At 72.8% G+C, this 19,175-nt stretch carries 17 protein-coding genes; 3 read left to right on the forward strand and 14 right to left on the reverse strand.

Features of this window, described 5'->3' with window-relative positions:
- Positions 1-416 precede the first annotated feature (416 nt).
- The 7 genes from OG406_RS09865 to OG406_RS09895 form a co-directional block, all read right to left on the reverse strand.
- Positions 417-3,410 carry a DEAD/DEAH box helicase gene (locus OG406_RS09865; protein ID WP_329185331.1) on the reverse strand — a complete coding sequence of 998 codons (2,994 nt, stop codon included), beginning with the start codon at positions 3,408-3,410 and terminating at the stop codon, positions 417-419.
- Between the two features lie 231 nt (positions 3,411-3,641).
- Positions 3,642-4,223 carry a sugar kinase gene (locus tag OG406_RS09870; RefSeq protein WP_164370335.1) on the reverse strand — a complete coding sequence of 194 codons (582 nt, stop codon included), beginning with the start codon at positions 4,221-4,223 and terminating at the stop codon, positions 3,642-3,644.
- Positions 4,220-5,407 carry an ROK family glucokinase gene (locus OG406_RS09875; protein ID WP_384811081.1) on the reverse strand — a complete coding sequence of 396 codons (1,188 nt, stop codon included), beginning with the start codon at positions 5,405-5,407 and terminating at the stop codon, positions 4,220-4,222. The genes OG406_RS09870 and OG406_RS09875 overlap by 4 nt, the downstream gene beginning before the upstream one ends.
- A gap of 129 nt (positions 5,408-5,536) precedes the next feature.
- Positions 5,537-6,361 (reverse strand): ATP-binding cassette domain-containing protein, encoded by an 825-nt coding sequence (locus OG406_RS09880; RefSeq protein WP_267048869.1) that lies wholly within the window; start codon positions 6,359-6,361, stop codon positions 5,537-5,539.
- Positions 6,358-7,413 carry an ABC transporter permease gene (locus OG406_RS09885; RefSeq protein ID WP_164370334.1) on the reverse strand — a complete coding sequence of 352 codons (1,056 nt, stop codon included), beginning with the start codon at positions 7,411-7,413 and terminating at the stop codon, positions 6,358-6,360. The genes OG406_RS09880 and OG406_RS09885 overlap by 4 nt, the downstream gene beginning before the upstream one ends.
- A complete protein-coding gene (locus OG406_RS09890) occupies positions 7,410-8,414 on the reverse strand; it encodes a sugar ABC transporter substrate-binding protein (protein WP_164370333.1) in 1,005 nt (334 codons plus the stop codon). Before OG406_RS09890 ends, OG406_RS09885 begins: the two co-directional genes overlap by 4 nt.
- Positions 8,415-8,694: 280 nt before the next feature.
- Entirely contained in the window at positions 8,695-9,432 is a 738-nt protein-coding gene (locus tag OG406_RS09895; protein ID WP_107482815.1) for a GntR family transcriptional regulator, read from the reverse strand.
- 128 nt (positions 9,433-9,560) lie between these two features.
- Between OG406_RS09895 and OG406_RS09900 the strand changes: the two genes are divergently transcribed.
- Positions 9,561-10,574, forward strand: a complete 1,014-nt coding sequence (locus OG406_RS09900; protein WP_164370332.1) for a Gfo/Idh/MocA family protein — start codon at positions 9,561-9,563, stop codon at positions 10,572-10,574.
- A gap of 64 nt (positions 10,575-10,638) precedes the next feature.
- On the opposite strand, the gene OG406_RS09905 is transcribed toward OG406_RS09900, so the two are convergent.
- From OG406_RS09905 to OG406_RS09920, 4 genes are all read right to left on the reverse strand, one after another.
- A complete protein-coding gene (locus tag OG406_RS09905) occupies positions 10,639-11,130 on the reverse strand; it encodes a hypothetical protein (protein WP_267048868.1) in 492 nt (163 codons plus the stop codon).
- Between the two features lie 31 nt (positions 11,131-11,161).
- Positions 11,162-12,337, reverse strand: a complete 1,176-nt coding sequence (locus tag OG406_RS09910) for a cytochrome P450 family protein (RefSeq protein ID WP_329185333.1) — start codon at positions 12,335-12,337, stop codon at positions 11,162-11,164.
- A 44-nt stretch (positions 12,338-12,381) separates the two neighbouring features.
- Positions 12,382-13,053, reverse strand: a complete 672-nt coding sequence (locus OG406_RS09915; protein WP_329185335.1) for a response regulator transcription factor — start codon at positions 13,051-13,053, stop codon at positions 12,382-12,384.
- 357 nt (positions 13,054-13,410) lie between these two features.
- Positions 13,411-14,682, reverse strand: a complete 1,272-nt coding sequence (locus OG406_RS09920) for a sensor histidine kinase (RefSeq protein WP_266617363.1) — start codon at positions 14,680-14,682, stop codon at positions 13,411-13,413.
- Positions 14,683-14,861: 179 nt separating this feature from the next.
- On the opposite strand from OG406_RS09920, the gene OG406_RS09925 reads away from it, so the two are divergent.
- Complete coding sequence (locus tag OG406_RS09925) at positions 14,862-15,065, forward strand: hypothetical protein (protein WP_164370328.1); 204 nt, start codon at positions 14,862-14,864, stop codon at positions 15,063-15,065.
- A gap of 196 nt (positions 15,066-15,261) precedes the next feature.
- Here OG406_RS09925 and OG406_RS09930 read toward each other — a convergent pair whose 3' ends face one another.
- Together OG406_RS09930 and OG406_RS09935 are read right to left on the reverse strand one after the other, a co-directional pair.
- On the reverse strand, positions 15,262-15,654 hold the full coding sequence (locus OG406_RS09930; RefSeq protein WP_266851676.1) for a ribonuclease domain-containing protein: 393 nt from the start codon (positions 15,652-15,654) through the stop codon (positions 15,262-15,264).
- Between the two features lie 242 nt (positions 15,655-15,896).
- Positions 15,897-16,727 carry an AIM24 family protein gene (locus tag OG406_RS09935; protein WP_164370326.1) on the reverse strand — a complete coding sequence of 277 codons (831 nt, stop codon included), beginning with the start codon at positions 16,725-16,727 and terminating at the stop codon, positions 15,897-15,899.
- 243 nt (positions 16,728-16,970) lie between these two features.
- Between OG406_RS09935 and OG406_RS09940 the strand changes: the two genes are divergently transcribed.
- The gene (locus OG406_RS09940) at positions 16,971-17,702 is read left to right on the forward strand and encodes a 3-oxoacyl-ACP reductase family protein (protein ID WP_164370397.1); all 732 of its coding nucleotides are present in this window, start codon (positions 16,971-16,973) and stop codon (positions 17,700-17,702) included.
- A gap of 283 nt (positions 17,703-17,985) precedes the next feature.
- Here the strand turns inward: OG406_RS09940 and alc are convergent, their stop codons facing one another.
- Positions 17,986-19,116 carry an allantoicase gene (alc, locus tag OG406_RS09945; protein ID WP_266617361.1) on the reverse strand — a complete coding sequence of 377 codons (1,131 nt, stop codon included), beginning with the start codon at positions 19,114-19,116 and terminating at the stop codon, positions 17,986-17,988.
- Between the last annotated feature and the right edge of the window lie 59 nt (positions 19,117-19,175).

Here is a 19,175-nt window from a genome sequence, read left to right on the forward strand (position 1 = left end):
CTCATCCGGCTCGCCCCGCGCACCATCACCCTCACCCGCAACCGAAGGCGAGAGGGAGAGCGATGCCGAGGACGAACCAGCAGCGGCAGCCTCAGCCGCAGGCCCAGTCGAACCCTCACTCGGATCAATTCCCGCGCCCGCACCCGTACTCGTGGCCGCCCCCACCGCCCCGCCGGCCGCGCCCGGCTCCCGGCCGCCCCGCTCTCCGCTCTCCCGTCCCCTCTCCCCGTTCCGCTCCCGGGCGGCCCGCAGCGCCCGGCGGGCCGCGTCCGCGGGGCGCTCTCCCGGTGCCGGTCGGGACAGGTCGGTGCCCTCGGCGTCCGTACCCTCCACGTCCGTGCCCTCCGCGTCCGTGCCGTCGGCCGGTTCGCCGGCACCGGTCTCGTCCACGCGGCGCTCCTCCCCCTCCGTCCCGCTCACGTCGGCCTCCGGAGCGAGACGAGGTCGGACAGCTCGCGGTCGGTCAGCTCCGTCAGGGACGCCTCGCCGGAGCCGAGGATCGCGTCGGCGAGGGCACGCTTCGCTTCCAGCATCTCGGCGATGCGGTCCTCCACCGTGCCCTCGGTGATGAGGCGGTGGACCTGGACGGGCTGGGTCTGGCCGATGCGGTACGCGCGGTCGGTGGCCTGCTCCTCGACCGCGGGGTTCCACCAGCGGTCGAAGTGGACGACATGGCCGGCGCGGGTGAGGTTCAGGCCGGTGCCCGCGGCCTTGAGGGACAGCACCAGGATCGGGGTACCGCCGCTCTGGAAGCGGTCCACCATGCGTTCGCGTTCGGCGACCGGGGTGCCGCCGTGCAGCAGCTCCACCGGAACGGCCCGCGCGGTCAGGTGGGCGGTGATGAGGCGGGCCATGCCGACGTACTGCGTGAAGATCAGGGCCGAGCCGTCCTCGGCGAGCAGGGTGTCCAACAGCTCGTCCAGCAGGGCGAGTTTGCCGGACCGGGCGGACGGTCCGTGGGCGGCGGCCTCCGGGTCCTCCTTCAGGAACAGGGCCGGGTGGTTGCAGATCTGCTTGAGGGAGGTCAGGAGCTTGAGGACGAGTCCCCTGCGGGCGATGCCGTCGGTGGTCTCGATCGCGAGCAGCGACTCGCGGACCACGGCCTCGTAGAGGGAGGCCTGTTCGCGGGTCAGCGGGACCGGGTGGTCCGTCTCCGTCTTGGGCGGCAGCTCGGGGACGATGCCCGGGTCGGACTTCTTGCGGCGGAGCAGGAACGGGCGGATCAGCCGCGCGAGCCGGGCCACCGCCTCCTCGTCCTCGCCGTTCTCCACGGCGCGGGCGTGGCGGGCGCGGAAGGACTTGAGGGGGCCGAGCAGTCCGGGGGTCGTCCAGTCCAGCAGGGCCCACAGCTCGGAGAGGTTGTTCTCCACGGGGGTGCCGGTGAGGGCCACGCGCGCGGGGGCCGGGATGGTGCGCAGGGCCTTCGCCGTCGCCGAGTAGGGGTTCTTGACGTGTTGCGCCTCGTCGGCGACGACCATGCCCCACGGCTGCTCGGCGAGGTGGGCGGCGGCCGAGCGCATCGTCCCGTACGTGGTCAGGACGAAGCCGCCGTCGAGGTCGTCGAGGGTGCGGTCGGAGCCGTGGAAGCGGCGCACGGGGACGCCGGGTGCGAAGCGGGTGATCTCCCGCTGCCAGTTGCCCAGGAGGGAGGCGGGGCAGACGACCAGGGTCGGTTCGGGGCGGGCCCGCCGGAGGTGGAGGGCGATGAGGGTGACCGTCTTGCCGAGTCCCATGTCGTCGGCGAGGCAGCCGCCGAGGCCCAGGGAGGTCATGAGGTCCAGCCAGGCGAGGCCGCGCAGTTGGTAGTCCCGCAGGCGGGCCTGGAGGCCGGGGGGCGGCTCGACGGGGGCGAGGCCGGCCGTGAGGCGGTCGCGCAGGGTGGCGAGCGCGCCGACCGGTACGGCCTCGACGGTCTCGCCGTCGACCTCGGCGGTGCCGGTGAGGGCGACGGAGAGCGCGTCGACGGGGTCGAGGAGGCCCAGTTCGCGCTTGCGTGCCTTGCGGACGAGTGCCGGGTCCACCAGGACCCACTGGTCGCGCAGCCGGACGACGGGCCGGTGCGCCTCGGCCAGGGCGTCCATCTCGGCGTCGCTGAGGGGGTCTCCGCCGAGGGCGAGCTGCCAGCGGAACTGGAGCAGTTCCTCGCTTTCGAAGAAGCCGGTGCCGTCCGTCGCCGAGCCCGGCGCGGGGCGCACCACGGCGGCGGCGCTGAGGTCCTGGGCGAGGTCGCGCGGCCAGTGCACGGCGACGCCCGCGGTGCCGAGGCGGGCCGCGGCGACGCCGAGGAGGTCCGACAGCTCCTCCTCGGAGAGGGCGAGCACGTCCGGCACGTCCTGCTCCGAGAGACGGTCGAGCGGGGGCCAGACGCGGGCGGCACGGCGTACGGCGAGGGCGGCGTCGACGCGCGCGCGGGGCCCGAAAACGTCGTCGGCCTCCCCCGACCAGAGGGCCGCCGCGTCGATGACGAGGGTGGGGTCGGCGAGGCTGTGCACCTGGACGACGGCGGCGCCGGCGCGCCGGGCGCCCTCGCCGTCGTCGAAGAGCTGGTAGGCGGACAGGTCCAGGCGCAGGGAGATCCGTACGCCCGCGTCCATGCCCGCGGCGACCTCGGCCGCCCAGTCGTGGGCTCCGGGGAGCCGCTGGGGGGCGCGGGCCGCGAAGGGGAGGCCGGAGACGTAGGGCGCGGCGGGGGTGCGCGGGAGGGTGTCGGCGACGGCGTCCAGGAAGGAGCGCATGAGGGCTTCCGGCTCGGGGAGCCGGAGGGGTCCCTTGCCGGGGAGCGGGACGGCGTGTCCCTCGTACGGCAGGGCACCGGCGATCGCTCGCAGGTGGGCGACGTCGTCCTGGTCGAGGGGGCCCGCGCGCCAGGAGTCGAAGCCGTCGGGGGTGAGGCCGGGGAGCAGGCGTCCGCGGGCGACGAGGCGCAGCGCGTGGAGTGCGGCGGCGCCCCAGCAGGCGGTGGCGGGATGGGCGGCGGGGTTGCGGCGGGCCGCGGCGAGCAGGGGCAGGGCCTCGCTGACGGAGAGGGTGAGGGCGGGCACGGTGGCGCGGCGGATTCCGGAGCCGTGCGGGCGTACGACGGTCAGCTCGGTTCGTTCGCGCGCGGGCGCGGCGGCGGGGCTCGCGGTCGGCGCGGCGGCCTCGGGCTCCTCCGTGAGCGCTGGGTCGTCCTGGTCGGCGGCGGGTGCCGACGCGTCGACCGGGTCCCAGAACGCGATCCGTCCTTCCCGGGGCAGCGGGGCGGGCAGGAAGACGGCGGCCAGCCGCACGGAGGGCAGCGGGGCGGCGGGCGGACCGGCGGAAGGTGTCCGGTCCGGGCGGGCGGGTGCGGCGGGCACCTGGGCCGGGGAGGGCCAGACGGGCGCCCGCTCGGCCACCGCGTCCATCGCGTCGCGCATACGTCCGGTCACCTCCCGCCCCTGTGTCGCGTCAGTTGTCTTCGACTCTACGGGCGGGGTCGGACAATCGGCTCCCACGGCCACGCGGGGCGGGGAGCGGCCCGGCCGGGGGCTCGGGCCGGGGAGCGGGCGGGGTCGGTGACACGGTGCCGCACGTGTGGCGGTGCGGCCGTCCGTGCGTCCGCCGGGTGGTGCGGGAACCCGTGCGGATCGGGACTCCGGGCGGCGGGTCCGCGGGGCTCGTTACGGAATGGTGCGCGAGACGACGTACACCATGGGGTGTCCGGGCTCGGAGCGGTTCACGACGATGTCCTGGGTGGGCGCGGGGTCCTTCTGCTTGTGCACCAGACCCGACCAGGGGCCGGGTCCGTCGAACTCCCAGCCGACGACCTTCTGGTCGCGGTCGCCGATGGTGATGTCGTCCTTCTTGAGGTCGTCGGCCTTGGCGTCGACGCCCTTGAGGAAGCCGGCGAGGCCCGCCTCGGTGGTCCCGAACTGGACGTAGAGGCGGCTGGTCTTCCAGTTGTTCGTCTCGTAGTACGCGACGTCGGTGGACCGGCCGGGGATCGGGATCTGGTAGAGGCGGCGCTGCACGCGGGAGGGCCAGCCCGCGGTGAGGCCGGTCGCCGAGTACTTCTCCTCCTTGTCCTTGCCGCTGTCGCGGCTCTGGTTGGCGGAGATCACCAGATAGCCGGCCGGTACGCCGATGAGCAGCACGATGATCAGCAGCGTCAGGGCGCGGCGGCGGAACCGGTGCCGGGGGTCCTCAGGGGGCCGCTCGGGCTCGTCCGGGGAGGTCGCCTGGCGGGGCAGCGAGGCGGTCACATCGACTCCTGGCCGGTCGAGCGGCGCGACTCGGTGTAGCGCTCGTACCGCTCGTAGCGCTCCACGCGGCGGCGCTTGGCGCGCCGGAAGCGGCGGGCGACGAGGCGCGCGAGGTCGGCGGCGCCGACCATGCCGGCCTCGGGGCCGAGCTGGGCGCGCGCGATCCGGGCCTCGGGGCGGTAGCCGCGGCCGGTGAGGTGGCGGCGGAAGGCGTCGCGGGCGGGCCCGATGAGGAGGTCGTCGGCGGCGCTGACACCGCCGCCGATGACGAAGCAGGAGGGGTCGAGAGCGGCGGCCAGGTTGGCGATGCCGACGCCGAGCCACTGGCCGATGTCCTGGAGCAGCTCGATGCACATGGCGTCGCCCTCGCGGGCCAGCTCGGTGATCATCGGGCCGGTGATGTCGCCGATGCTGCCCTTGACGTGCTCGATGATCCCGTACGCCACCGGGGAGTCGGCGGCGGCGAGCTCGCGGGCCTCGCGGACCAGTGCGTTGCCGGAGCTGTACTGCTCCCAGCAGCCGCGGTTGCCGCACGGGCAGCGGTGGCCGCCGGGCACGACCTGCATGTGCCCGAACTCCCCGGCGACGCCGAACTTGCCGCGCTTGACCTGGCCGTCCTCCAGGATCGCGCCGCCGATGCCGGTGCCGAGCGTGATCATGACGAGGTGGTCCTCGCCCCGGCCGGCGCCGAACCGCCACTCGGCCCAGGCGGCCGCGTTCGCGTCGTTGTCGACGAGGACGGGCACGGCGAGGCGGCCGGCGAGGCGGTCGCGCAGCGGCTCGTTGCGCCAGGACAGGTGGGGGGCGAACAGGATGCGGTTGCGGTCGGCGTCGACCCAGCCGGCCGCGCCGATGCCGACGGCGTGCACGTCGTGCCGGTCGGAGAGGTCCAGCACCAGTTCGAGGATGGTGTCCTCGACGACCTTGGGGCTCTTGGACTTGTCCGGTGTCTCGGCGCGGACCTTCTCCAGGATGTTGCCGTCGGCGTCCACGACGCCCGCCATCACCTTCGTACCGCCGATGTCGATGCCGACGGTGGGGACACGGGGTGCCGTCAGGTGCGAACGGCGCTCGCGTGTTCCCACGGTCCGCAGGACGGTGGCCCGCGCGGAGCCCATGGAGGTGCTCCCTGCCCGAGCGGAGCCGAGAGCTCGGGGGAGCGCGAGGTCGCGGTAGGTGCTCATCGCGCCGATTCTGCCTTACGCCGTACCGGGGCCGCACCGCGGAAGGGCGGGGACGGGGGTGACCCGCGGCCTGTCCGGGGCCGGTCCCGGCCTGCCGGCGGAGCCGAACGGGTCACTCCCCCGCGCCCCTCACGCCGTGCGGTTCTCCAGTTCGTGCCGCAGGTCGTCGAGCTCGCTGCCGCCCGCCATCTGGCGTGTCAGCTCGTCGAGGGTGATCTCGTCGCGGGTGTGGCTGCCCGACATGGCTCCGCGCTTGAGGAGGACGAAGCGGTCGCCCACGAGATAGGCGTGATGCGGGTTGTGGGTGATCAAAACAACACCCAGTCCGGCGTCCCGGGCGGCGGCCACGTATTTGAGGACGACACCGGACTGCTTCACGCCGAGGGCGGCCGTGGGCTCGTCGAGGACGAGGACCTTGGCGCCGAAGTACACGGCGCGGGCGATCGCCACGCACTGGCGTTCGCCGCCGGAGAGGGTGCCGATCGGCTGGTCGACGTCGCGCAGGTCGATGCCCATGCGCAGGAGCTCCGCGTGGGTGGTGCGGCGCATGAGGTCGACGTCGAGGTGCTTGAAGGGGCCGACGCCCTTGCGCGGCTCGGAGCCGAGGAAGAAGTTCCGCCAGACCGGCATCAGCGGGACGACGGCGAGGTCCTGGTAGACGGTCGCGATGCCGAGGTCCAGGGCCTCGCGCGGGGAGGAGAGGCGGGTCTCCTCGCCCTCGATGCGCAGCGTGCCCGTGTCGTGCCGGTGCCGGCCCGCGATGATCTTGATGAGGGTGGACTTGCCCGCGCCGTTGTCGCCGAGCACACAGGTGATCTCGCCCGCGTGGACCTCCAGCGAGACGCCTTCGAGGGCTCGGATGTTGCCGTAGTACTTGCTGACGTCGTCGAGTTCGACGAGCGGCGCGCGTTCCCCGGCGGCGGGCTCCTTGGTCATGTTCGTGTCCGTGGTCATTTCGTCGCCTCCGCGCGCTTGCGGACCCAGTGGTTGAGCAGGGTCGCGAGGAGCAGCATCACGCCGAGGAAGAACTTGAACCAGTCCGGGTTCCACTCGGCGAACACGATGCCCTTGCTGACCATGCCGAAGATCAGGGCGCCGACCGCCGCGCCGACCGCGGAGCCGTAGCCGCCGGTGATCAGGCAGCCGCCGATGACGGCCGCGATGATGTAGATCAGTTCGTTGCCGACGCCCTCGCCGGACTGGACGACGTCGAACGAGAACAGCAGGTGCTGGCCGGAGATCCAGGCGCCGAACGCGACGCCCATGTAGAGGCCGATCTTGGTCTTGTCGACGGGGACACCGACCGCGCGGGCGGCCTCCTCGCCGCCGCCGACGGCATAGATCCAGTTGCCGACGCGGGTGCGCAGGAGGATCCAGGTGGCGACCGCGACCAGGACCAGCCACCACAGGATGGTGATCTTGAAGTCGACGCCGCCGATGGTGAGGGTGGAGGCGAAGACGTCCTTCGCGGAGGAGAAGCCCTCCATGTCGGAGATCGACTTGGTGGAGACGGTGCCGCTGATCAGCTTGGTGAAGCCGAGGTTGATGCCGGTGAGCATGAGGAAGGTGCCGAGCGTGATGATGAAGCTCGGCGGGTCGGTCCGGGTGAGCATGACGCCGTTGAAGACGCCGATGGCGAGGGTGACGATCAGCGAGACGAGCACGCCGACCCAGACGTTGGCCGTCATCTGGTAGCTGAACATCGACGAGATCAGCGCCGAGGTGGTGACCATGACGCCCGCCGAGAGGTCGAACTCGCCGCCGATCATGAGGAGCGCGACGGGGACGGCCATGATGCCGATGGTCGAGGCGGCGTACAGCACGGTGCTGAGGCTCGACGCCCGGACGAAGCTGTCGGCGAAGATCGCGAAGAAGAGGAAGACGGCGATCGCGCCGACCACGGAGCCGAGTTCGGGGCGGCCCATCAGCTTGCGCAGCGGCGAGGTCTTCAGGAGGCGCTCGTCGCTCGCGGGGCCGGGCGCCGGCGCGGGTGCGGTGGCGGTCATCGGGTCCCCCGGTCCGCGTACTGCTCCAGCTCGGACGCCTGGTCCTTGGTGATGATCTGCGGGCCGGTGAGGACCGGCTTGCCGCCGCCGAGGACGTCCGCGTTGTACTTGTACAGCCAGAGCAGGTCCACGGCCTCGTAGCCCTGGAGATAGGGCTGCTGGTCGACGGCGAAGCCGAGGGTGCCGTCCTTGAGCTCGGCGGCCACCTTGGCGTTCAGGTCGAAGGTGTCGATCTCGGCCTTGCTGCCCGCGTCCTTCTTGGCCTTGACGGCGGTGTCCGCGAACGGGGCGCCGAGCGTCACGACGGAGTCGATCGACCCGTCGGCCTGGAGCTTGGCGCCGATGGAGGACTGCACGTCCGGCATGCTCGTGCCCTGGACGTAGATGTTCTGCACGGTGCCGTGGAAGGTCTTCTTGATGCCGGCGCAGCGCTGCTCGTGACCGACGTTGCCCTGCTCGTGCAGGACGCACAGGGCCTTCTTGCGGCCCCGCTTGTTCAGCTCCTCGCCGACGGCCTCACCGGCGATCGTCTCGTCCTGGCCGATGTGGGTGAGCGCGCCGAAGGCCTTGGACTCCGCGGAGCCGGAGTTCACCGTGATCACCGGGATGCCGGCCTTGTGGGCGCGGGCGACGGCGGCCTTCATGGCGTCGGGCTTGGCCAGCGTGACGATGATGCCGTCGACCTTCTTGTCGATCGCGGCGTCCACGAGCTGGGCCTGCTGCTGGGCCTCGTCGTCGTGCGAGTAGAGGAACTTGATGTTGTCCTTGACGGCGGCCTGCTTGGCGCCGTTCTGGACGATGTCCCAGAAGGTGTCGCCGTCGCCCGAGTGGGTGATCATGGCGAAGGTCCACTTCGGCGTGTTCACCGCGGCCCTGCCCTGGGCCGCGGCGGCCTTACGGGCGTCCTCGGCCCGCTTCCCGCCGGTGCTGCTGCATCCCGCGAGGGACACTCCCAGCGCCCCTGCGAGCGCGATGCTTACCCAGGTCCGAGTCCGTGCCACGAGGCCGTGCCCTTCTTGCGTGCTCCTTGGTGTGCCGGGCCCTGCGGTCCTGCCCGGGGGCCGTTCCGCAGGCCCTTTCGGACCGGCTTCGTACCGGCCCAAACGACCAAGTATCAATCACGGGCACCGTCCGCCCGACCAGCGGGTCCCGCGCGCGGTGCGGCCATGCGGCGCGGTGCGGCCTTTCCGGTGACGGCGGCGGCGCCTCCGGCGTACCGGCGCGCGTCCGTCGGTCACGCGTGCCGGCGGCCTCGGTGCCGGGGCGCGGCGGGCGGGCGGTTCACGGGCGGACGAGGAGCTGGAACTCGAAGGAGTAGCGCGAGGCGCGGTAGATGTGTGTGCCGAACTCGACGGCGCGGCCGGTGTCGTCGAAGGTGGTGCGCTGCATGGTGAGCAGGGGTGAGCCGGCCGGCTCTCCGAGCCGCCCGCCCTCCTCCTCGGTGGCGGCGCGGGCGCCGACGGACTGGCGGGCGCTGTGCAGGGTGATGCCGGCGGTGCGCATCAGCCGGTACAGGCCGGTGGCCTCCATCCGGTCGCCGTCGAGGTCCAGCAGGCCGGGGGGCAGGTAGTTGCAGAGGTACGCCATCGGCTCACCGTGCGCGAGACGCAGCCGCTCGACGCGGTGCACGTCGCTGGTCTCGGTGACCCCCAGGGCGGCCGCGACCTCGGTGGACGCCGGCTCGACGGTGTTGACGACCACCTGGGTGGCGGGGCGCTGGCCCGCCGACTCCAGGTCGTCGTAGAGGCTGCTGAGTTCCAGAGGGCGTTTGACCTGGCTGTGCACGACCTGGGTGCCGACGCCTCGGCGCCGTACGAGCAGGCCCTTGTCGACGAGGGACTGGATGGCCTGGCGGACCGTGGGGCGGGACAGGCCGAGCCGTCCGGCGAGATCGATCTCGTTGCCGAGGAGACTTCCCGGGGTCAGCGCTCCGTGCTCGATGGCGGCCTCGAGTTGCTGCGACAGCTGGAAGTACAGCGGGACCGGGCTGCTGCGGTCGACGCTGAGCTGGAGCGACACGGTCGGATCCACATCTGGTTTCGGCACGGCCCGAGCGTAGCTCCGTGAGATGTTGACGGGAAGTTGTGAAGTTCGATTGTCCGGACAAACCATTGACAGGGCGGCGGGTCGGCCCTCAGTTTGTTCCCATGCGCATCGGACTCATCGGAGCGGGTCGTATCGGCACATTCCATGCCACGACTCTCAGCCGCCACCGTGAGGTCGGCGGCTCCCTCATCGTCACGGACGCGGACCCGGTTCGGGCCCAGCGGCTGGCGGACCGGCTGGGCGCGACAGCGGCGCCGAGCGTGAACGAGATCTTCACCTGGGGCGTGGACGCGGTGGTCATCACCGCCGCCACGTCGGCCCACGCGGAGCTGATCGGCCGGGCGGCACGCTCCGGGCTCCCGGTCTTCTGCGAGAAGCCCATCGCCGTCGATCTGCCGGGCACGCTGAGCGCGCTCGCCGAGGTCGACGCCGCGGGAACGGTTCTTCAGATGGGCTTCCAGCGCCGCTTCGACGTGGGCTACACCGCTGCCCGTGAGGCCGTGCGGTCGGGCCGGCTCGGCCGGCTGCACACCGTCCGCGCGATGACCTCCGACCAGTCGCCGCCGCCGGCCGGCTATCTCCCGCTCTCCGGCGGGCTGTACCGCGACTGTCTGATCCACGACTTCGACGTGCTGCGCTGGGTGACGGGCCGCGAGGTCGTCCAGGTGTATGCGGCCGGGTCCGACGCCGGACCCTCGATGTTCCGCGAGGCGGGCGACATCGACACCGCCGCCGCGGTCCTCACCTTCGACGACGGCATGCTCGCCACGGCGACGGCCACCCGGCTGAACGGCGCGGGCTACGACGTCCGCATGGAGCTGGCCGGCGAACGGGACCAGATCGGCGTCGGCCTGGACGACCGCACACCGATCGCCTCGACCGAACCGGCCGGTCCGCCGGCAGCGGACAAACCGTGGACGGGGTTCCTGGAACGCTTCGGCCCCGCGTACGAGGCGGAGCTGGCCGCCTTCGTCGAGGTGGTCCGCGGCGAGCGCGCCAACCCCTGCGACGGCCGCGAGGCCCTGGAGGCCCTCCGCATCGCCGAGGCCTGCGAACTGTCCCGCCGCGAACGCCGCCCGGTGTCCCCGGCGGAGATCCCGGGCGGCCGGGACTGACCCGGCCTCGCGGCGGGAGCCGCCCTCGGCCCGGTTCCGTCTCCCCGGCTCTCCCCGGCTCTCCTCAGCCGAGAAGCCGCACGGCGGGAGCCTCCCGGTCCATGGCGAGCAGCAGATCACAGTGCTCGCAGGTGATCCGGGCGGGCCGGACCAGGTTGGTCTGGATGCTGCCGGTCCCGGCCTCCTTCGCGACCGGGCAGTGGTAGGCGAGGTGCAGGCGCACCCACGGGTGACGGGTGGGCGCGGCCGCCTTCCCGCTGTCACGGCTGTCGGTGAAAGGTGCCCACCAGAAGTCGACCAGGGTCCGGAGCGCCAGGCGCTCCCGGCCGCTGGTGGTGTCGAACCCGGCGATCCTGGCGGGCGCGTGGTGCCGCTTGACCCCACTGCGGCTGCCGGAGCACAGCGCCTGCTCGGCTCCGACGTCGAACAGCGTCGTGCGCCCGGTCCGCTCGCAGATGAAACAGTCCAGGCTGAACTCCAGCGAGGAACGCCAGTACAGCAGGTGCGTGTCCTCCCGGGCGGTCAGCTCGGTTCTGATCTCCGCCGTACGCAGCACGGTCGACGCTCCCTTCCTTCCTGAGCCCGGTTCACCACCGCACCGGCATCCGGCGTGCCCCGCGCATCAGCATGCCGGGCAGCCAGCCGCTCGGCGGCCCGTCGAGGGCCAGGTCCGGGCAGCGCTCCAGCAGGGAGCCGAGGGCCACGCGCGCCTCGAGCCGGGCGAGCGGGGCGCCGAGGCAGTAGTGGATGCCGTGCCCGAAGGCGATGTGGCCGCGGGCCTCGCGCCGGATGTCGAAGCGGTCGGGGGCGGGGTACCGCGTGCCGTCGCGGTCGGCCGCCGTGAGGCCGATCATCACCGCGTCGCCGGAGGCCATCGCCGTGCCGCCGATGTCGAGCGGTTCCGCGGCGTAGCGGAAGGTCGCGTTCTCGACCGGTCCCTCGTAGCGCAGGGTCTCCTCGATGGTGGCGTCCAGGAGCGTCATGTCGGCGCGCAGGGCGGCGAGTTGGTCCGGGTGGGTGAGCAGGCCGTGCACCGCGCCGGCGATGAGGTTGACCGTCGTCTCGTGTCCGGCGACGAGCAGCACGAAGGCCATGCCGCGCAGTTCCTCGGGCGAGAGCCGGTCGCCGTCCTCGGCGGTGGTGCGGATCAGCCCGCTGAGCAGGTCGTCCGCGGGACCGGCGGACCGCTTGTCCTCGATCAGATCGCGCAGATAGGCGGCGAGCCGGACGAAGGCGTCGTACTCGCTCTCGGCGCTGGTGGGCGCGACCGCCTCGCTGGACAGCGCGCGGAAGGTGGCCCGGTCCGGAGCGGGCACTCCGAGCAGCTCGCAGATGACGGTCAGCGGGAGCGGATAGGCGAACGACTCGACCAGGTCGGCGTGTCCGCGCGGCAGCATCGCGTCGAGCAGCTCGTCGGTGATCTCCTGGATCCGCGGGGCCAGGGCCGCGACGCGCCGCGGGGTGAACTCACGGGCGATCAGGCTGCGCAGTCTCGTGTGCTGCGGCGGGTCGGCGACCAGCAGATACTTGCCGATCAGCTCCTCGTCGAGGAACGTGATGCCGATCTTCCCGGCGTCCTTGGCCAACCGTGGATCGGCCAGCGCTGCCCGCGCCTCCTCGTACCCGACCACGAGCCAGGTCTCGTGATGCGCGTCCGGCGGTGGCAGCCGCACCCGGTGCACCGGGCCGAGCGCGCGCAACTCGGCGTAGACCGGGTGCGGGTTCTCGGTGAACCCCGTCCCGTACTCCCCCAGATCGATCACGCCTTCCCCTCCCCGTCACCCCGCACAACGCGCGAGCCCCCCGCTCAGTGCCCGTCCTCCTCCAGCAACCCCGCGTCGTACGTCAACAACGCCACCTGGACCCGGTTGTTGAGGTCGAGCTTCGCGAGGATCCGGGAGACATGCGTCTTGACCGTGGCGACGCTCATGAACAGCTCGGCCGCGATGTCGGCGTTCGAACCGCCCCGGCCGACCGCCACCGCGACCTCGCGCTCCCGCTCGTTCAGGGCGGCGATCCGCGAACGGGCCCCGGACTTGCGGGCGTCGGCGGAGGAACCGGCGGCGTGCTCCATCAACTGGCGTGTGACGGTGGGCGACAGCACCGGGTCCCCGGCCGCCACCCGGCGCACCGCGTCCAGGATCTCGGCGGGCGGCGTGTCCTTCAGCACGAACCCGGCCGCGCCCGCGCGCAGGGCACGCAGCACCTGGTCGTCGGCGTGAAACGTCGTCAGGACCACCACCTGGGGTGCCTCCTTGCGGGCGCGCAGCCGCTCGGTGGCGGTGAGGCCGTCGACGTTCGGCATCCGGATGTCCATCAGGACGACGTCGGGCCTCGTGCGGTCCACCAGTTCCTCGACCTCGGCGCCGTCGGCGGCCTCACCGACGATCTCGACGTCCTCGGCGCCGCCCATCATGAGGGCCAGCCCCGCTCGCACCAGAGGGTCGTCGTCGACGAGCACCAGCCGAATCACAGTCATCCCCCCACCTAACCAGCTCCCGAAGATGTTTCCCGCCCCCTCCGCCCCTACCCTTCCCGTACCCGGGGCTCCGCCCCGGACCCCGCTCCTCAAACGCCGGAGGGGCTGAAACTCACGCACGGCCCGCAGTCGGCATTCGACTGGAGGGGCTGAAATTCACGTACTGCCCGCAGTCGGCATCCGGCGGGAGGGGCCGTGCCGGTACATCACATGCCCGTCGCTTACGCCCGGATCGAGCAGCTCCCGCTGCTCGACCCACGTCTGATCCAACGGCGACGGGCGGATGTACCGGCACGGCCCCGACCCCCCACCGGCGGAATCCGGAACGCCCGGCGCGCAGCCGCCCTCACGGACCGGTCACCCCCACGGCAACCATGCCGCCACCCGAAACCCCCCGTCACCCTCGTCCCCGTGCTGAAGCCGCCCACCCGCGAGCGTGGCCCGCTCCCGCAGCCCGATCAGCCCCTGCCCGGACCCCGGAACCGACGGCACCTCTCCCGACGGGGCGGGGTTGACGACGGACACGGTCAGACCGTCCCCGGCCGCTCCCCGCACCGACACGGTGACCTCCGTGCCCGGCGCGTGCTTGCGCGCGTTCGTCAGTCCCTCCTGCGCGATGCGGTACGCCGTGCGGCCGACGGACGCGGGCACGGCGTCGGGGTCGGCGACCTGGTTGTCGAGGACCACCTTCATGCCCGCGGAGCGCGACTCCGCGACCAGCCCGTCGAGCGCCGCGAGCGTGGGCTGCGGCCGCCCCCCGTCGTCGGAGTCCGACGCCCGCAGCACTCCGATGATCTCCCGCAGATCCTGCAGTGCCTCGTGCGCGCTCTCCCGGATGATCCCGGCGGCCCTGGCGACCTCCTCCCGCGGCGCGTCGGGCCGGAACTCCAGGGCCCCGGCGTGCACGCTCAGGAGGGTGAGCCGGTGGGCGAGCACGTCGTGCATCTCGCGCGCGATGGACTCGCGGGCGAGCTGCTGCGCCTGCTCGGCCCGCAGCGCCGCCTCGGTCTCGGCCCGTCGCGCCCGGTCCCGCAGACTCAGCATGAGCTGGCGCTTGGACCGTACGAACATGCCCCAGCCGACCACCGCCGAGGTGAGCAGCACGGTGACCGCGAGGGCGACGGGGTACGACAGGTCCGGGTCGGGCCGCAGCAGGAAGTACGCCGGGAGGAGGGCGAGCTGCGCGCCGGCGATCCAGGCCACGTACCGGAAGGGCCGGTGGACGGCGAGGGTGAACAGGGCGACGAGCCCGGCGCCGCCCGAGGTGGTCGAGATGAGTCCGACGGGGATGAGCGCGACGGCCAGCCCGAGCGGCCAGCGGCGCCGCAGCCAGACGGCCGCGCAGGCGACCGCTCCGACCCACTGGTCGGCGACCGCGAGGGCGTGCGGGGTGTTGGGGTCGTCGGCCAGCGTGTTCGCTGCCGCGATACCCACTCCGACGGCCAGAAGGAAACAGCCGAAGTCGACGATCCAGTCGCGCACGGTGCGCCGGGGCCGACCGGAGCGGCCGTTCCGCTCGGCGTCGGGGTCGAGGTCCGCGGCCACGGCGGACGGCAGCAGCCAGCGCCGGCCCCGCAGGGTCGGCACCGGAACGTCTCGCGGCACGCGGGCCGAATCGTCACCACTCACGGTCGACAAATCTACGCAGCCGAACCCGCGGCCACCTCCCCGTCGGCACCTTCACCGACCAAAGTCGGCAGGCTTCAGACTTTCGTCGGAGCGGGGCCGCCGCACGGGCCGACTTTCCGCCGCCCGCACGCGCCCCGCGGCCGATGCGCGCGGCACGCGCGCGGGGCGAGGGTCATGACATGAAGCAGCTGCTGGAGGTGCTCGGATTCATCGCCCTGGTGCAGGGCGTTCTCGGTCTGGTCCAGGAGATCACCGGGCTGCTGCGCGGATGGGGCATCGTGCGGCGGCTCGGCTTCCTGGACGGCTACGAGATCTACGCGAGCGCCGCACTCGTCGTCCTGGCGTTCGCCCTGTTCGCGGCCGCGGAGAGCAGCCGTACCTGAAGAGGGCGGCAGCAGCTGCCCCGGGACGCACCACGGGGCCGGCCACCCGCACACACGGGGGCCGACCCCGCAGTCCCGCTCCGCTCCTCGCGCCGTCAAGCCGTCACACCATCACGCCGCCACGCTGTGGAGCCGTCGCGCGATCAGGCCGCCGGGCCGTGGCGCCGAGCCGTGGGGACTCGGCGCCGGGCCGGCGTCAGCAGCCGAAGTCGACCAGGTCGAACGTCACGTAGTGGTCGGCCGTGTAGTAGTCCTCCTGGGTCTCCTCGCCGGTGACGATGCGGCGGGCGCCCCGGGTCGACGAGCCCGGGGTGATGACCGTGTACTCGTGGTAGTACCCGGAGGACTGGGAGGGCAGGACGCCCTCGCGGTTCTGGAAGACGACGCCGTCCTGCGAGTAGGGGAAGGGCCCTCCCGCGTCGATCAGGTCGAGCGTGTCGTGCGCCTGCGACGGCAGCGCGCCGTAACAGATGCTGCCGACGGAGGCCGCTGCGGCGTTGGCCGGGACGACGGCGGTGCCGCCCACGAGGAGGGCGGACATGAGGGCCACGAGGGCACCGATACGAGTGGTACGTGGGGGGAATCTCATGGATCCACCATGACGCGCGTAGACCATGGCATGTCAATGTCAAGGCGGCTGTTTTCTCCCGGCACGTCCGATGATTTTTCCCCGAGTTAACGGCCTGCACGGAGTCCCCGCAGGGCATCCCCGCGACCTCCACAAGCCCCGCCGGTGCACCGGTCCGCGCCCCGCACCCGGACGCCTCCGTCTCCGTCGGCCCGGACCCCTCCGCCCCCGTCGGCCGGGCCGGCGGTCGTCGCCCGCCCGTCTCACCCCTCGTTCGTCGAGAAGAGCCCGCCCGTCGGACCCTGCTTGTCGCCGCCCTGGGCCTTCCTCAGGGCGTTGGCGAGGCCCTCGATGGTGAGGGACTGGAGGATGACCTGGCCGTCACCCTCAAGGGTGGCGAGCGACAGTCCCTCACCGCCGAAGACCGCGTTCATCAGGCCCTGCCGGTTCAGGCCGCCGATGCGCTGGACGCCGTAGCGGATGCCGTCCTCGAAGGCGACGACGCAGCCCGTGTCGACCTCGATGCGGCCGCCGAAGTCCGCCGGGTTCAGGTCGATGAAGTTGCCCGCACCCGCGATGATCACCGTGCCCTGCCCGGTGAACTTCTCCAGGACGAATCCCTCGCCGCCGCTGCGCCCGGTCCGGCCGCCCTGGAAGGCGATTCCGAACCGCACGCTCGACTCCGCCGCCACGAAGGCGTCCTTCTCGGCGAACCACGCGCGCGTGCCGTCCAGTTCCAGGGCGCGCATCTCGCCGGGCAGCACGCCTGCGAACCCGACGGTGCCCTCGCCGCCCACCGCCGTGAAGTACTGGAACGCGAGGGACTCTCCCGCGAGAGCGCGCTGACCGGCCTGCATGGCGGTGCCCATGGCCTGGCGGAGCATCCCGCCCATGCCGCCGCCGCCGCCGGCCTGCGGCGCACCGCCTCCGGCTGCACCGCCGCCGCCCGGCGGACCGGAGAGCCGGGTCTCCATGGTCACGCCGGTCGTCTTGAAGAGGAACTTCCCCGCCTCGCAGTACACGGTCTGGCCGGGGTGCAGGCTCACGACCGCCATCTGCATGGCGTTGCCGACGATCTCTTGCTGAAGGGTCACGCCGGAAGAACGAGGGAAGCGGAGCTGAAGGTTCCGGCCCATCGGGTGAGCTGCCGGGACAGGGGCCGGGCCGGCCGGCCCGGGGCAGGGTGCGGTGAGCACGGCGTCCGTTGGCCGCCAGCTTCGCCGGCTCCCGGCCGCTGGGATGGACCCATGACTTCTCAGGACATCGCGAACGGCACGAACAGCGGCACGGGAACGGACGGCAGGGATGGCATGGACGGCAGGGACGACAGGGACGGCATGAAGGGAAAGGTGGCCCTCGTGACCGGGGGCGGCCGGGGCATCGGGGCCGCGACCGCGCTGCGCCTCGCCCGTGAGGGTGCGGACGTGGCCGTCACCTATGTGCGCGGCAAAGAGGCGGCGGCGGAGGTCGTACGGGCCGTCGAGGCGCTCGGCGTCCGGGGGCTCGCGCTGTGCGCGGACTCCTCCGACGCGGTCCAGGCCGGCGCGGTGGTGGACCGGGTCGTCGAGGAGTTCGGGCGGCTCGACGTGCTCGTCAACAACGCGGGTGCGGGCGTGCTGGGACCTCTGGAGTCGCTGTCCCTGGCGGACGTCGACCACGTGCTCGCCGTCAATGTCCGGGGGGTCTTCCTGACGTCGCAGGCGGCCGCGCCGCACCTCGGGGCGGGCGGCCGGATCATCACGATCGGGAGCTGCATGACCCAGCGGGTCCCCGGTCCCGGCGGGACCCTCTACGCGACGAGCAAGTCCGCGCTGATCGGCCTGACCAAGGCCCTCGCGCGGGAACTGGGCGGGCGCGGAGTGACCGCCAACATCGTCCACCCCGGCCCGACCGACACCGACATGAATCCGGCGGACGGCCCGTTCGCGTCCGGCCAGGTGGCCCTGACCGCCGTGGGCCGCTTCGCCGCCGCCGACGAGGTGGCGTCGATGGTCGCGTACCTGGCCGGGAGCGGGGCCGCCTACGTCACCGGCGCGGAGTTCGCCGTGGACGGCGGCCACGCGGCGTGACACCGCCGGACGCGGGCCCTCGCAGGGGGCCGGGCACAGCCCACGCCTGAGGTCGGCCGGCACACGAGATGACCGGCGCGCGCCCCCGAGGCACGGGGAGCGCCCCCTGGGGCACCCCGAGGGACAGGGTCCGTCCGGGCGCACCGGGCGCCGTCACGGCCTGGGGGCCGCATCGATTCCGATGCGGCCCCCAGGTGCGCGGTCACCGGCCGGGCGGGGCGGTGACGCGGTGCGGCGGTCGGGCAGGGCGGTGACGCGTACCGCGGGCGGTGGGCCGGAGGGGTCAGCCGCCCAGTTCCTGGTGGCGGGCGGCCAGCCGGGAGGCGCCGTCCTCCGTCAGGGAGCCGAAGAGGCGCAGGCGGGAGATGCCGCCGTCCGGGAAGATGTCCACGCGCGCGTGGGTGCCGACGACCGGTGCGTCGAGGGTGAAGCGGTGGTTGGTGTCGGGCTGGAGGCGGGTGCGGGGCAGGACCTCGGTCCACTCCCCCTCGTCGCCGTCGCGGACCGACACCGACGCCCATCCGGCGCTGTTGCCCTTCAGGTACGCCGTGTCGATCTCGACCGCGCGGATCTCGGACTGGGCGACGAGCTGGTAGCGGATCCAGTCGTTGCCGTCGTCACGGCGACGGCGGGTCTCCCAGCCGTCGTCCATCTTGCGGGAGCGGCCCGGCTGGATGGTGTTCGTGGCCGGGGAGTAGAAGCGGTCGGAGGCGTCCTCGACCTGGCCGCCGTTCTCCAGGGCGACGACGTCGAAGGCGCCGAGCACGGACAGCCAGCGCGGGTCGGGCACGACCTCGCCGTACACACGCAGCCGGGCGATGCCGCCGTCGGGGTGCTGGTTGACGCGCAGGTGGGTGAAGCGCTGTTCGGCCAGGACGGAGAACCCGTTGGCCGCGTGGCCGCCGACCGCCGTGCGGGGTACGAGGGTCGTCCACTTCACGTCGTCCGCGAGGAGTTCCTCGGGGGACGGCGAACCCGGCAGCGAGGTGCCCTCGACGGACACCGCCTGCGGGTAGTTGCCGCGGAAGTGGGCCGTGTCGACCACGATGCCGCGGATCACGCCGGGGGCGCCGAGGCGGACCAGGGCCCAGTCGTGGTCCTCGGCGGTCGGCCACGGGTGCCCGGCCGAGACGCCGCGGCGGCGCCGGGTCTCCCAGCCGTCCATGATCTTGCCCTTGTGCCCGAAGTGCTCGGGGTCGAACTCGGCGGCGCCGGGCACGAGCAGGTTCTCGCGCTGGGCGAAGAACTCGTCGTTGGCGGCCACCACCCCGGCGCCGAGCTGCCGGTCGGCGAGGTTGGCGTACTGGGTGAACGGGAAGTCGGCGGTGCGGTAGTCCGCGTACGGGTCGCCGCCTCCGTAGGGGTTCGCGTCTCCGGTGAAGGTGGCCAAAACGGGCGGGTTCTGCGCCGTCACGATGATCGATCTGCCTTTCGGGGGTCGGCCGTTGCGGATGCGGGTGCCGGAGTGCGGTA

Origin of the sequence: Streptomyces sp. NBC_01428 (assembly GCF_036231965.1) — a bacterium.
Taxonomy (GTDB): domain Bacteria; phylum Actinomycetota; class Actinomycetes; order Streptomycetales; family Streptomycetaceae; genus Streptomyces.